This is a genomic window from Agromyces marinus, from assembly GCF_021442325.1.
Taxonomy (GTDB): Bacteria; Actinomycetota; Actinomycetes; order Actinomycetales; family Microbacteriaceae; genus Agromyces; species Agromyces marinus.
The window spans coordinates 992,649-1,005,452 of record NZ_CP087879.1; the positions used below are offsets into that span (position 1 = coordinate 992,649).

At 74.0% G+C, this 12,804-nt stretch carries 12 protein-coding genes; 9 read left to right on the forward strand and 3 right to left on the reverse strand.

Features of this window, described 5'->3' with window-relative positions; all coding sequences use genetic code 11:
* The first annotated feature begins 15 nt into the window (after positions 1–15).
* The 3 genes from DSM26151_RS04675 (at position 16) to DSM26151_RS04685 (ending at position 4,767) form a co-directional block, all read left to right on the forward strand.
* Positions 16–336 carry a WhiB family transcriptional regulator gene (locus DSM26151_RS04675; protein WP_234661260.1) on the forward strand — a complete coding sequence of 107 codons (321 nt, stop codon included), beginning with the start codon at positions 16–18 and terminating at the stop codon, positions 334–336.
* An 89-nt stretch (positions 337–425) separates the two neighbouring features.
* Entirely contained in the window at positions 426–3,329 is a 2,904-nt protein-coding gene (locus DSM26151_RS04680; RefSeq protein WP_234661261.1) for a glycosyltransferase, read from the forward strand.
* A gap of 1 nt (position 3,330) precedes the next feature.
* Positions 3,331–4,767 (forward strand): DUF5719 family protein, encoded by a 1,437-nt coding sequence (locus tag DSM26151_RS04685; protein ID WP_234661262.1) that lies wholly within the window; start codon positions 3,331–3,333, stop codon positions 4,765–4,767.
* A gap of 10 nt (positions 4,768–4,777) precedes the next feature.
* Here DSM26151_RS04685 and DSM26151_RS04690 read toward each other — a convergent pair whose 3' ends face one another.
* Positions 4,778–5,221: a hypothetical protein gene (locus DSM26151_RS04690; RefSeq protein WP_234661263.1), complete on the reverse strand. Its 444-nt coding sequence runs from the start codon at positions 5,219–5,221 to the stop codon at positions 4,778–4,780.
* Positions 5,222–5,267: 46 nt separating this feature from the next.
* Here DSM26151_RS04690 and DSM26151_RS04695 point away from each other — a divergent pair, with 46 nt between their 5' ends.
* From DSM26151_RS04695 to ahcY, 3 genes are all read left to right on the forward strand, one after another.
* Positions 5,268–5,483, forward strand: coding sequence for a DUF3499 family protein (locus DSM26151_RS04695; RefSeq protein WP_234661264.1), 216 nt, complete (start codon positions 5,268–5,270; stop codon positions 5,481–5,483).
* Positions 5,480–6,913, forward strand: coding sequence for a phosphomannomutase/phosphoglucomutase (locus DSM26151_RS04700; RefSeq protein ID WP_234661265.1), 1,434 nt, complete (start codon positions 5,480–5,482; stop codon positions 6,911–6,913). The genes DSM26151_RS04695 and DSM26151_RS04700 overlap by 4 nt, the downstream gene beginning before the upstream one ends.
* Positions 6,914–6,992: 79 nt before the next feature.
* Positions 6,993–8,480, forward strand: a complete 1,488-nt coding sequence (ahcY, locus tag DSM26151_RS04705; protein WP_234661266.1) for an adenosylhomocysteinase — start codon at positions 6,993–6,995, stop codon at positions 8,478–8,480.
* A gap of 70 nt (positions 8,481–8,550) precedes the next feature.
* Here ahcY and DSM26151_RS04710 read toward each other — a convergent pair whose 3' ends face one another.
* On the reverse strand, positions 8,551–9,393 hold the full coding sequence (locus DSM26151_RS04710) for an RDD family protein (protein WP_234661267.1): 843 nt from the start codon (positions 9,391–9,393) through the stop codon (positions 8,551–8,553).
* Between the two features lie 17 nt (positions 9,394–9,410).
* Here DSM26151_RS04710 and DSM26151_RS04715 point away from each other — a divergent pair, with 17 nt between their 5' ends.
* From DSM26151_RS04715 to DSM26151_RS04725, 3 genes are all read left to right on the forward strand, one after another.
* Positions 9,411–10,406 carry a stage II sporulation protein M gene (locus DSM26151_RS04715; protein ID WP_234661268.1) on the forward strand — a complete coding sequence of 332 codons (996 nt, stop codon included), beginning with the start codon at positions 9,411–9,413 and terminating at the stop codon, positions 10,404–10,406.
* A gap of 146 nt (positions 10,407–10,552) precedes the next feature.
* A complete protein-coding gene (locus DSM26151_RS04720) occupies positions 10,553–10,981 on the forward strand; it encodes an Hsp20/alpha crystallin family protein (RefSeq protein WP_234661796.1) in 429 nt (142 codons plus the stop codon).
* 49 nt (positions 10,982–11,030) lie between these two features.
* Positions 11,031–11,432, forward strand: a complete 402-nt coding sequence (locus DSM26151_RS04725) for a hypothetical protein (protein WP_234661269.1) — start codon at positions 11,031–11,033, stop codon at positions 11,430–11,432.
* A gap of 31 nt (positions 11,433–11,463) precedes the next feature.
* On the opposite strand, the gene DSM26151_RS04730 is transcribed toward DSM26151_RS04725, so the two are convergent.
* Positions 11,464–12,798: a DUF58 domain-containing protein gene (locus DSM26151_RS04730; RefSeq protein ID WP_234661270.1), complete on the reverse strand. Its 1,335-nt coding sequence runs from the start codon at positions 12,796–12,798 to the stop codon at positions 11,464–11,466.
* Positions 12,799–12,804 lie beyond the last annotated feature (6 nt).

Below are 12,804 nucleotides of genomic sequence, written 5' to 3' on the forward strand. Positions count from 1 at the left end.
TGGGTGGGAGACGATATGGGCAAGCCTGAATATCGTTCTGGGGTACCTGAGAATTGGTTCGTCGACCCTGTGCGGCTCGGCGTCCCAGGAGTTCGCGGGGTCGCAGACGACGACAACCAACTGGCATGGCAGACCGACGCGCTGTGCGCGCAGACCGATCCTGAGGCGTTCTTCCCCGAGAAGGGCGGCTCGACGCGGGATGCGAAGCGCATCTGCACGGGATGCGAAGTGCGCACCGAATGCCTCGAGTACGCGCTCGCCAACGACGAGCGCTTCGGCATCTGGGGCGGCCTCTCCGAACGCGAGCGCCGCAAGCTGCGGAGGCAGGCCGGCTGATCCGCCGCGCCGCGGGCGCACCCGACATGTTCGAGGCGCGCCCGCAGCGCTGACGGGCACCGCGGGGAGCGCGGCCTAGGCTGTCCCCGATGTTCCCCAGAGTCACCGCCGTCCTCGTCGTGCAGCACGGCGGCGACCGGCTCCGTGCCACGCTCGACGCGCTCCGCGGCCAGACGCGTGCGCCCGACGAACTCGCCGTCGTCCTCGTGGGCGCCGACGACGAGACCCGCCGCCTCGTCGAGGCCGAGCACCCGTCGCACCTCGTCGCGCTCGGCGACCCACACCCCTTCGGCGCCGCGATCGCGGACCTCGTCCGCACACTGCCCGAACCCTCGGGCGAACGCGACGCGGTGTGGCTCCTCGCCGAGGATTCCGCGCCCGAACCGGAGGCGCTCGCCGCGCTCGTCGACGCCCTCGAGAACGCGCGGACCGCAGGGCTGGCGGCCCCCAAACTCGTCGAGTGGGACGATCCGCGGCGCATCGTGCGCTTCGGGCGCACCCTCACCCGGTGGGGGCGCAGCGTCGCCGTCGTCGACGGCGAGTTCGACCAGGGCCAGCACGACGACCTGTCCGATGTGCTCGGTGCCGACCCCGTCGGACTGCTCGTCCGGCACCGCCTCTGGAACGACCTCGACGGCTTCGACCCCGCACTGCCCGTCGTCGACGACGGCCTCGACCTGGGAATCCGCGCGCGACTCGCCGGCCACCGCGTCATCGCGGTGCCCGGGGCGCGGATCCGGTTCGCCGACGACGGGGTGGCCGGTCCCGGATCCGCACCGGGCGGACGCGCGGCGCGACGACGCGCCCGCGACCTGCGCGCCGCATCGCTGCACCGCCGGCTCGTCGCCGCACCGGCCGCCCTCGCCCCGCTGGTCTGGCTCGCCATCCTCCCGCTCGCCGTGCTGCGCTCCCTGCGTCACCTGCTCGTGAAGACCCCCGGGGCGATCCCCGGCGAGTTCGACGCCGCCGTCCGCGTCATGGCGGCGCCGCAGCGCGTCATCCGCTCTCGCCGCACGATCGCGCGCACCAGGTCCGCCAAGTGGTCCTCGCTCGCACCGTTGCGCATGCGACCCGACGAGGTCCGGGTCCGCAGGCAGCTCGCGGCCGAAGCCCGGCGCCAGCGCGCGCGTGGGCGGGCGGACGACCTGATGTTCCTCCAGACCGGCGGGGGGTGGGTGCTCCTGGCGAGCCTCGCGGCGTCGCTCGTCCTCTTCGCGCCGCTGATCGGCTCGGGCGGCGTCGCGGGCGGTGGACTGCTGCCCCTGTCCGACGACCTCGGCGCGCTGTGGCGCAACGCGGCGTACGGATGGCGCGACGTGGGCGGCGGGTTCGAGGGTGCCGCCGACCCGTTCGCCGGCGTGCTCGCGGTGCTCGGCAGCCTCGCGTTCTGGTCGCCGTCGGCCGCCATGCTCGGACTCTGGCTGCTCGCGATCCCGCTCTCGGGGCTCGGCGGGTGGTTCGCCGCGGCGAAGCTCACCGACCGCGCCTCGCTCCGGGTGGCCGCAGGACTGGTCTGGGCGGTCGCGCCTCCGCTCCTGGACGCACTCGCCGCCGGGCGCCCCGGCGCGGTCGTCGTGCACGTGCTGCTTCCGTGGCTCGCGGTGCTCATGTTCGCCGCGGGCACCTCGTGGGCGGCCGCGGCCGCGGCCTCGCTCGTGTTCGCCGCGATCATCGCCTGCGCCCCGAGCCTCGCCCCGGCGCTCGTCGTCGCCTGGATCGTCGCGCTCGCGCTCAGCGGGCGGGCGGCGATCCGGCTCGCGGGCATCCCGTTGCCGGCCGTGGCGCTCGCGCTGCCCCTCGTCGTCGAGCAGGTCGGTCGCGGCACCCCGTTCGCCCTCTTCGCCGATCCCGGCCTGCCGGACGCGTCTGCCGAGCCGACCGTGCTGCAGATCGCCCTCGGCCAGGCGTCCGGAACGTGGGGCCGATGGGAGGACGCCCTCGGGGGGCTCCTCGTCGAGTTCGTCCCCGCGGTCCTGATCCTCGCCGTCCTCATCGCGCCGCTCGCGCTCGCGGCCATCGCCGTCGTCGCGACCAGGCGTCTGCGCGGTGGCCTGCTCGCCCTCGCGCTGGCCGGGCTCGGCTTCCTGACCGCGCTCGGCGCCACCGCGCTCCAGGTGGCCTTCGTCGGCGATTCCACGGTGCCGATCTGGACGGGCGCGGGCATCAGCCTCATGTGGCTCGGCGGCATCGCCGCCGCCGTGCTCGGCCTCAGCACCCTCCGCCGCGGAGCCGCAGTGCTCGCGGCGCTCGTCGCCGCCGGAGTGCTCGTCGCCGTCGCACCCAGCATCGTCGCGCTCGCCCTCGGGCGGACCGCGGTCGGGCCGGCTCCCGAGCGCACGCTGCCCGCGTTCGTCGAGGCCGAGGCCCGGACCGACCCGCGGGTCGGGACCCTGCGGCTGGATCCGACCGCCGACGGCGGGCTCCGCGCGACGGTCGAACGGGGGAGCGGGGCGAGGCTCGACCAGCAGTCCACGCTCGCCTCCACTCGCCGCGAACTCACGGATGCGACCGACGAGATCGCGACGCTCGCTGGCAACCTCGTCTCCCGCAGCGGATTCGACGCCGCCCCGGCGATCTCGGAGCTCGGGCTCTCGTTCGTCCTGCTCGGGCCGGGCGACGGCGGCGACGCGTCGGCCGCGGTCGAGGACCGCGCCCGTTCCGCGCTCGACGGCAACCCGCAGGTCGTCGCCGTCGGCGAGACCGACTTCGGACCCCTCTGGCGCTTCGCCGCGGCCGAGGCCGACGCCCCGGGGTCGCGCATCCCCGAACCGCCCCCGCTCGCGTGGTGGGTCGTCGCGGGGCAACTCCTGGTCGTGGGCGCAGCGCTCCTGCTGTCCATCCCGACCGGCGGTGGCCGCGAACCCGACCGACGGCCGCCGTCCACCAGGCGTCGACGGCGAGCGGATGCCGCGGCCGCCGCAGCCGCGACCGCCGCAGCCGCGGGAACGACACCGACCGACGAAGGGGGCGAGGCACGTGCCGAGGATGCGTAGAGTGCTCGCGGTGTCCGGCCGGATCGCGGCCGTGCTCGGCGTCGCCGCGGTCGCGGCCGCGGCGCTCGTCGCGGCATCCGTCCTCCCGATCCCCGACCTGCGGGCGGTGCCGCCCTCGACCGTGGTCGAGCCCGAGGAGAACGTCCAGGTGCGCGTCTGCCCGGGACCGCTGCTCTCGCTCGCCGACGACTCGACCGCAGCGACGGCGGCCCGGTCGATCGGCAGCGCCGCCGTCGAGGTCGCGGTCGAGCCGGCCGACGCGACCGTCGAGCAGTTCCCGATCGAGGCGCCGGACGACGCCCGATCGGGAGTCGGCCCCGTCGCCCTCGTGGCCGGCCCGGGCTCCGCCGAGGCGGGCATGCTCGCGGGCGCGCAGTCCCAGACCGCTCGGAGCGAGACCGTCAGCGGGTTCGCGGCCGCCGCGTGCGCCGAGCCGGCGGCGGAGTCGTGGCTCGTCGCGGGCGCGACCGACGTCGGGCGCTCGGGCCTGGTGCTCCTGGCCAACCCGGGCGAGGTCGCGTCGACCGTCGACGTGCGCGTGATCGGCGAGACCGGCCCCGTCGACGCGCCCGCGGGCCTCGGCGTCGTCGTCGCCCCGGGCACGCAGCGCATCGTCTCGCTCGCGGGCCTCGCACCGAACGTCTTCACCCCGATCGTGCACGTCACGAGCACGGGAGCACCCATCGCGGCGTCGTTGCAGCACTCGGTGGTCCTCGGGCTCGAGCCCGCCGGCATCGAGCTCTCGACGCCGACCGCGCTGCCGGCGACCCGACAGGTGATCCCGGGCTTCGTGGTCGCCGACCGGCGCGGCGCCGCGCCCGACGACGACCACGTCGACGGCGACGACCATCCCGCGCTGCGGCTGTTCGCCCCCGACGAGCTCGAGGCGAACGCCTCGATCGAGGTGCGGGCCGCCGACGGCGACCCGGTCACCCGATTCGACGTGACCGCGGCGGCGGGCCAGTCGACCGACCTCCCGCTCGGCGAACTCGACCCGGGGACCTACACGATCCTCATCGACGCGGATGCGCCCGTCGTCGCCGCCGCGCGGTCGACGGTGCTCGCCGACGGGGGCGCAGGCGAGGGCGCCGGCGAGGATCCGATCGTGGCGGACCTCGCCTGGGCGGCGGCCACACCGGTCCTGCTCGAACGCGCCGCGGTCGCCGTGCCCGCCGGGCCCGACCCGACGCTCGAGCTCGCGAACCCGACCGAGGAGGAGGTCGCCGTCGCGCTCCGGATCGACGGCGACGAACGCACCGTCCGGGTCCCGGCAGGCGGCGCGGCATCCGTCGCCCTGGATGCCGGCGACCGGGTCGTCCTCGACGGCGTCGCGGGCCTGCACGCCGCCCTGTCCTTCGCGGGCGACGACGAACTCGCCTGGCTCCCGGTCGCGCCTCCCGGACCGCTCGACGCGCCGATGCGGGTCTTCCCGCAGTAGCGTCGGCCGGTCAGAGGTGCCGGTAGCGACCGGGCGCGAGCTCCCACGGGTCGCGCCCGAGGTAGTCGGCGACGGCCCGGAACACGCAACTCTCGACGAGGAGCTTCTCGTCCTTCTCCTCGCCCTCCTGCGTGCGCAGGAAACGCACGATCGGGAGTCGGAAGAAGATGATGCGGCGCGCCTCGCGCGACACCTTCCACCGGTCGACGTGATCGTCGTGGATCGCCTCGGCCGGGGCATCCGCGACCTGGAACGACACGCCCTCGAGCTCGGGCCACAGGCCCCGCAGGTACGCGGCCGTCGACGCCAGCGTCAGGTCGAACTCGTCGATGCGCGTGCGCAGCGGCGGAAGGTGCGGACCGGTGACCGGCGAACGCATGCCGCGGCCGTGCCGGTCGCGGGGCAGGCGTCGCGGTGAACCGGTCGTCGCGGCGACACGACGGGAGCGGGGCATGGCCTCCATCGTAGTGGCCGGTCGGATCGCTACGCTGGGGGTCGCCATGAGACGTTGTTCGCGCACCGCATGCACCGCCGAGGCGGTCGCGACCCTCACGTACGACTACGCCGACTCGCTCGCCGTGCTCGGCCCGCTGTCGTTCACGCGCGAGCCGCACTCGTACGACCTGTGCGCCCGGCACGCCGAGCGCACGTCGGCCCCGCGCGGATGGCAGGTCATCCGGCACGCGATGCTCGGTGAGGTAGGGTTCAGCGCATGAATCCCCCCGCGAATCCGGGCGCTGCCGCGCGCCTCGAAACCCTCGTGAAGGCCTACGACGTGCGGGGGATCGTGGGCGATCCGCTCACGACCGAGGTCGTCGAGGCGCTCGGCGCCGCGTTCGTCGACGAGGTCGGCGCCGCAGGCGGCACGGTCGTCGTCGGGCACGACATGCGCGACTCCTCGCCCGGGTTCGCCGACGCGTTCGCGGCCGGTGCGACCGCGCGCGGCGCGGACGTCGTCGCCATCGGGCTGTGCTCGACCGACGAGAGCTACTTCGCCTCGGGAACCATGCGGGCACCCGCCGCGATGTTCACCGCGAGCCACAACCCCGCCGCCTACAACGGCATCAAGTTCTCGCGCGCCGGCGCTCAGGGCATCTCGCTCGACACGGGCCTCGCCGCGATCCGCGACCGTGCGGTCGCCTACCTCGACGGCGGGCTCGAGCCCGCCGCGCGAGCCGGGAGCGTCGAGCGCGTCGACGTGCTCGCCGACTACGCGCGGCACCTGCGCTCGCTCGTCGACCTCGCGGTCATCCGCCCGCTGAAGGTCGTCGTCGACGCGGGCAACGGCATGGGCGGGCTCACGGTCCCCGCGGTCCTCGGCGAGGAGGCCGGACTGCCCGCGCTGCCGCTGACGATCATCCCGCTCTACTTCGAACTCGACGGCACGTTCCCCAACCACGAGGCCAACCCCCTCGACCCGGCCAACCTGGTCGACCTGCAGCGCGCCGTGCGCGAGCACGGCGCCGACCTGGGCCTCGCGTTCGACGGCGACGCCGACCGGTGCTTCGTGGTCGACGAGCGCGGCGAGCCCGTCGACCCGTCGGCGGTCGCGGCGATCGTGGCGCTTCGCGAGATCGCGCGGGTGCGCGCGCTCGGCGAGGACGAGCCGACCGTGCTGCACAACCTCATCACGTCGCGGTTCGTGCCCGAGACGATCGAGGCCGTCGGCGCGATCGCCGAACGCACGCGAGTCGGGCATTCGCTCATCAAGGACCGCATGGCCGAGACGGGCGCCGTGTTCGGCGGCGAGCACTCCGCGCACTACTACTTCCGGGACTTCTGGGGCGCCGACAACGGCATGCTCGCGGCGATGCACCTGCTCGCCGAGTTCGGCACGCAGGCGGCGCCGCTGTCCGAACTCGCCGACCGGTTCACCCCGTACGCGCTGTCGGGCGAGATCAACTCGACGGTCGCCGACGTCCCCGCGGCGTACACGCGCATCGTCGAGGCGTTCGTCGGCCGTGCCGAGTTCGACGAGCTCGACGGGCTCACGGTCACCGGCGTCACCGCAGAGGACGAGCCGTTCTGGTGGTTCAACGTGCGCCCGTCGAACACCGAGCCGCTGCTGCGACTGAACGTCGAGGGGGAGGACGCCGTGACGATGGCCTGGGTCCGAGACGAGGTCCTCGCGCTCATCCGCGCCTGATCGCCCGGGCCCGACCCGTCGTCGGTTCCGGGTGGGCGAGCGGATGCCGCCGGCCCATGCGGCTGCGAGAATGGTGCCCATGACCCTCGTCACGCCCTCCGCGACATCCGCCCCGCCCTTCAAGGTCGCCGACCTCTCGCTCGCCGAGGCGGGCCGGCACCAGCTGCGCCTCGCCGAGAACGAGATGCCCGGCCTCATGGCGCTGCGCGAGGAGTTCGGCGCGTCGAAGCCGCTCGCGGGCGCGCGCATCGCGGGCAGCCTGCACATGACGGTGCAGACCGCGGTGCTCATCGAGACGCTCACGGCGCTCGGCGCCGAGGTGCGGTGGGCGAGCTGCAACATCTTCTCCACCCAGGACGAGGCGGCCGCCGCGGTCGTCGTCGGCCCCGACGGCACGGTCGACGAGCCGGCGGGCGTGCCCGTCTTCGCCTGGAAGGGCGAGACGCTCGAGGAGTACTGGTGGTGCACCGACCGCATCTTCGACTGGTCTGCCGAGGCGGATGCCGCCGGGGCCGACTGGATCGGCCCGAACATGATCCTCGACGACGGCGGCGACGCCACCCTGCTCGTGCACCGCGGGCGCGAGTTCGAGGCGGCCGGTTCCGTGCCGGCGGCCGAGGATGACGCGTCGTCCGAGTACCGCGTCGTGCTCGACACGCTGCGCCGCTCGATCGAGCAGGTCCCCGACCGCTGGACGCGCATCGCGGCCGAGCTGCAGGGCGTCACCGAGGAGACGACGACCGGCGTGCACCGCCTGTACGAACTGCACGCCGACGGCGAGCTGCGCTTCCCCGCGATCAACGTCAACGACTCGGTCACGAAGTCGAAGTTCGACAACAAGTACGGCATCCGGCATTCGCTGCCCGACGGGCTGAACCGCGCGACCGACGTGCTCATGGGCGGCAAGGTCGCCTTCGTGGCCGGCTACGGCGACGTGGGCAAGGGCGCGGCCGAAGCGCTCCGCGGCCAGGGCGCGCGCGTCATCGTCTCCGAGATCGACCCGATCAACGCGCTGCAGGCCGCGATGGACGGGTACCAGGTGGCGCGACTCGAGTCCGTGATCGACCAGGTCGACATCCTGGTGACGGGCACCGGCAACAAGGACGTCGTCCGCCTCGAGCACCTCCTCGGGCTGAAGCACCTCGCGGTCGTGGCCAACGTCGGCCACTTCGACAACGAGATCGACATGGCCGCGCTCGAGTCGCTCGAGGGCGCCGAACGGGTCGAGATCAAGCCGCAGGTGCACGAGTGGCGTCTCCCGACCGGTCGCAGCATCCTCGTGCTCTCCGAGGGCCGGCTCATGAACCTCGGCAACGCGACCGGTCACCCGTCGTTCGTGATGTCGAACTCCTTCGCGAACCAGGTGCTCGCGCAGATCGAGCTCTGGACGCGCCCCGACGCCTACCCGATCGGCGTGTACGTGCTGCCCAAGCACCTCGACGAGAAGGTCGCCCGGCTGCACCTCGACGCGCTCGGCGTCGAGCTCACGGTGCTCACGCCCGAGCAGGCCGCCTACATCGGCGTGCCCGTCGAGGGGCCGTACAAGGTCGACCACTACCGGTACTGATCGAGAGCGGATGCCGCGGGGCGGGCGTCGGAGGCCGCCCCGGGGCATCCGCTCGCTGGTCGCTCGCGGCTCAGCGCTCCGGGAAGCCGTTCGGTCGGGCCTCGAGCACGGGAGCGAGCGCGCGCATGCGCGCGTCGACCAGGCCGATCGCCGCGAGGTCGCGTTCGCGACGGAGCACCGCGACGGCCGCGAGGAACACCTCGGGGTCGCCCGGGGGCACCGGCGAGACGTACGGGGCGACCTCGCGGGCGAGTTCGCCCGCGATCCGGCTGCGGCTGCCGGGTGCGAGGTGCGCGGCGTTGCGCAGGAAGGCCGCGACGCGCCGGGCGACCGGGTCTGGCAGCCGGCCGACGTCGGCGACCTCGGCCCAGGCCCGCAGCGGATCGGGCACGCCGAAGGAGAGCGGTTCGTATCGCGGCACGCGTTCGACCTGCCCGTGCGTGCCGGCGAGCAGGTCGCCGAGGCGCTTGGAGTCGGGATTCAGGAAGCCGATCAGCACCGCGAGCCCGCCGAAGGTCATCCAGATCTCGAGCACGCCGGCGAGCGCGCGGATGAGCGCATGCCGGAACCCGACCGAACCGCCGTCGTCGCGGACCACGCGGATGCCCATGACGAGCTTGCCGAGCGAACGCCCGCGGCTCGCGGTCTCGACCGCGGTCGGCAGCACGACGATCAGCGCGACGACGAGCGAGATGGCGACCGCGCGCAGCGCCGCCTCGTCGAGGTCGAGCCGCGCGGCGGCGAGGGCCACGAGCACGCCGACGATGATCGTGACGAGGACGTCGATCGCGGCGCCGCCCGCGCGGATGACGGCGCCGGCCGGTCGCAGGTCGAGCGCGACCGCCTCACCGGTCAGCACCGACTCGTCGTCGAGCGTGGGGGCGCCGGGTCGAACGGCCGGGTCGGCGGGCATGGCTAGTATTCAAGCAGATGGACCTCGACGCACTCGCGACCGCCCGCCACGACGACTGGGAACGCCTCGACGCGCTCTCGCGGCGCCGCCGCCCGACCGGCGCCGAGGCCGACGAACTCATCGAGCGCTACCAGTCGGCCGCCGCCGACCTCTCGCTCGTCCAGGCGACGGCAGGGTCGACGGCGCTCGGCGAGCGGCTCTCGCTCCTGCTCGCGCGAGCGCGGCTCAGGTTCACCGGCGCGCCCGAGAATCCGATCCGCCAGCTCGCGCACTTCGCGCTCGTCGGCCTGCCGGCCGCGCTCTACCGCATCAGGTGGCTCACGCTCGCCGTCGCGGTGGCCACGACCGTGATCGCAGCGCTGTACGCGACCTGGGTGCTCGCCGATCCGCGCGTGCTCGCGACCATCGGCGACGAGGACGAGCTGCGCTCCCTCGCGGAGGAGGGCTTCGTCGCCTACTACTCCGAGAACCCCGCAGCCTCGTTCGCCGGTGCCGTCTGGACCAACAACGCCTGGATCGCGGCGCAGTGCGTCGCGTTCGGCATCACGGGTGTCTGGGTTCCCTGGGTCATCATCCAGAACGCGCAGAACCTCGGCATCACGGCCGCCGTCATGTTCGCCTACGACGAGGCCGACACGTTCTTCCTCTACATCGCGCCGCACGGGCTGCTCGAACTCACGTGCGTGTTCGTCGCCGCCGCGGCCGGGCTGCGCATCTTCTGGGCCTGGGTCGCGCCGGGCCCGCGCACCCGCGGCGAGGCGGTCGCGGCCGACGCCAGGTCGCTGTTCGCGGTCGCGATCGGCATGGTGTTCTTCCTCTTCGTCGCCGGGCTCATCGAGGGATTCGTCACGCCCGCGCCGTGGCCGTGGCCGGTCAAGATCGGCATCGGCGCGCTCGCGCTCGGGCTGCTGCTGTTCTCGATGCTCGTCCTCGGTCGGCGCGCAGCGCGCGCGGGCGAGACCGGAGACCTCACCGCGTTCGACGCCGGCGCACGCCGCGCGAGCGCGGGCTGAGCGGCGCTCCGGGTCGGCGCACGCGTCGGCGAAAGCGTCGTCGAGAGACTTAGCACTCTCGTGTGGAGAGTGCTAACATGAGGTCCGCGAGGAGCCTCCGGCTCATCGCGAGCAAGGTCGATGGTGATGAAAAGGAGAAGACGACCATGGCCATGTACTGGGATCCGATCCGCGAGATCGACCGCCTGACGGAATCCATGCTGGATGCGGCGCGCAGCCCCCGCGTGATGTCGATCGATCTCTACCGCGACGGCGACCACTACGTCCTCGCCGCAGACCTCCCGGGGATCGACCCCGGATCGGTCGACCTCGACGTCGACGGGCAGTTGCTGACCCTTCGCGCCGAGCGCACCTCCCGTTCCGACGGGGACGCCAAGTGGCTCGTGCGCGAACGCCCTGCGGGATCCTTCCTCCGTCAGATCACGCTCGGTGACGGCCTCGACACGCAGAAGATCAGCGCCCACTACGAGAACGGCGTGCTGAGCGTGATCATCCCCGTCAGCGAGCAGGCGAAGCCGCGCAAAATCGCCATCACGTCCGCGGCAGCCGCCGACCACCAGGTGACGACGGGCTAGCCCCGTATCCGGATGGCGGGGGCGACCCCGCCATCCGGGGAGCCGGATCGTGAACGAATCGCGCGGCGGATGGCGCCGCTACGACAACACGTTCTTCCCCGTCTTCCACGAGCGCTTCGAGGAGCGATGGGGCGAGGGAACCGCTCCGTTCCTCGAGCCCGCCGTGTACGACGAGGACCAGCCGCGCCCGCGAGCGCAGTGGATCAACGTCGACACCGGGGCGGCGGTCGCCGTCGTCCCCGTCTGGGAGGACGATCCGACGACGCGCTCGTTCGCAGTGTTCTACCTCCCGCCGAGCGGCGGCATCTGGGTGCTGCGCCCACCGGGCCTGGCCGCATACATCGAGGAGGCGGTCGGCGGCACGGCCGCCGCGGACCGGTCCATCGCACTCCGCAACGATTCGTTCCGGAAGGCGGTCGCGCACGCGGAGGCATTCATCTTCGGGCGATGACGGCGTCGGCGGTGCCCGCCAGCCCGCGGGCTCAGAGCCGCCCGGTCGCCTTCAGGTCGAGGTAGCGGTCCGCGAGTGCAGGAGGCAGGTCGGCGGGTCCCGCCGCCACCGTGTCCGCCCCGAGGCGGCGGACCGCGGCGGCAACCCGGTCGGCGTCCAGCCGGCTGCGCTCGGCGGCGGCGGCGGCGTACGCCTCGGCGAGGTCGCCGCGCCGTTCCGCGGCGTCGGCGAGCGCCGGGTCGGCGACGGATGCCACGACCACGCGGTGCCGCGCCGTGAGCTGCGGCAGCACCGCGAGCAGCCCGCGCGCGCTGCCGGGGGAGTCGGCCGCGGTGAGCAGCACCACGAGTGCCCGTCGACTCGTGACCTGCCTGACCTGGGCGGGAACGCCGGCCCAGTCGGCCTCGATCAGCTCGGCATCGACGTCGGCCATGGCATCCACCATCCGGGCCAGCAGGTCCGCACCGTTCGCACCGTGCACGCGACCGCGGAGACGGCGGTCCCACAGGAGCAGGTCGACCCGGTCGCCCGCATGGCTCGCGAGCGCCGCGAGCAGCAGCGCGGCCTCGTACGCCGTGTCGAGGCGCGGTTCGTCGCCGATGCGCGCCGCCGCCGTGCGGGACGTGTCCACGACGATGACGATGCGCCGGTCGCGTTCTGGGCGCCACGTGCGCACCATGAGCTTCGCGGCACCTGGCGCCTCGGGATCGGACCTCCGCGCGGTCGCGCGCCAGTCGATCGAGCGCACGTCGTCGCCGCGCACGTACTCGCGCAGCGAATCGAACTCGGTGCCCTGACCGCGCACGAGCATGGGCGTGCGCCCGTCGAGCTCGCGCAGCCGCGTGAGCCGGGCCGGCAGGTGCGCCCTCGAGTGGAACGGCGGCAGCACCCGCAGCCGACCCGGCGCCGCGAGCGTGGCCTGCCGCGCCCAGAGGCCGAGCGGGCCGTGCGAACGGATCGTCACCGCGGCCGAGGTCCGGTCGCCGCGCCGCGTCGGCCGCAGCGCGAGCACGATCCGGCGACCCTCGCCCGACGGGACATCGACGCGGGCCCGGTTGCGGCCCTGCACGCCCGCGGACGGCTGCCATCCGTCCCGGACCTCGGCGCGCAGCATCCGCTCGCCGAGGTTGCGCACCACGAGCTCGGACCGCACCGTCTCGCCCAGCCGCACCCGCGCCGGGAGGTCGCGCTCGAGCGCGACCCGCCGCGGCGACGCCGCGAGCGCGAGGTCGGCGGCCCCGAGCGCGACCACCAGCGCGAGCCACCCGGCCAGCACCGCCCAGGCGACGCCCGGCTCGCCGCCGAGCAGCACCACGGGCACCGCACCGACGGCGAGGAGTGCGGCGAAGCGTCCGGTCAGCGCCACGGTCGG

Excerpts from the sequence above, each read along its gene's own strand:
- DSM26151_RS04695 (WP_234661264.1), top strand. The coding sequence starts at position 5,268 with ATGAGACGTTGTTCGCGCACCGCATGCACCGCCGAGGCGGTCGCGACC.
- ahcY (WP_234661266.1), top strand. The coding sequence starts at position 6,993 with ATGACCCTCGTCACGCCCTCCGCGACATCCGCCCCGCCCTTCAAGGTC.
- DSM26151_RS04715 (WP_234661268.1), top strand. The coding sequence starts at position 9,411 with ATGGACCTCGACGCACTCGCGACCGCCCGCCACGACGACTGGGAACGC.
- DSM26151_RS04675 (WP_234661260.1), top strand. The coding sequence starts at position 16 with ATGGGCAAGCCTGAATATCGTTCTGGGGTACCTGAGAATTGGTTCGTC.
- DSM26151_RS04710 (WP_234661267.1), bottom strand. The coding sequence starts at position 9,393 with ATGCCCGCCGACCCGGCCGTTCGACCCGGCGCCCCCACGCTCGACGAC.
- DSM26151_RS04690 (WP_234661263.1), bottom strand. The coding sequence starts at position 5,221 with ATGCCCCGCTCCCGTCGTGTCGCCGCGACGACCGGTTCACCGCGACGC.
- DSM26151_RS04700 (WP_234661265.1), top strand. The coding sequence starts at position 5,480 with ATGAATCCCCCCGCGAATCCGGGCGCTGCCGCGCGCCTCGAAACCCTC.
- DSM26151_RS04720 (WP_234661796.1), top strand. The coding sequence starts at position 10,553 with ATGGCCATGTACTGGGATCCGATCCGCGAGATCGACCGCCTGACGGAA.
- DSM26151_RS04680 (WP_234661261.1), top strand. The coding sequence starts at position 426 with ATGTTCCCCAGAGTCACCGCCGTCCTCGTCGTGCAGCACGGCGGCGAC.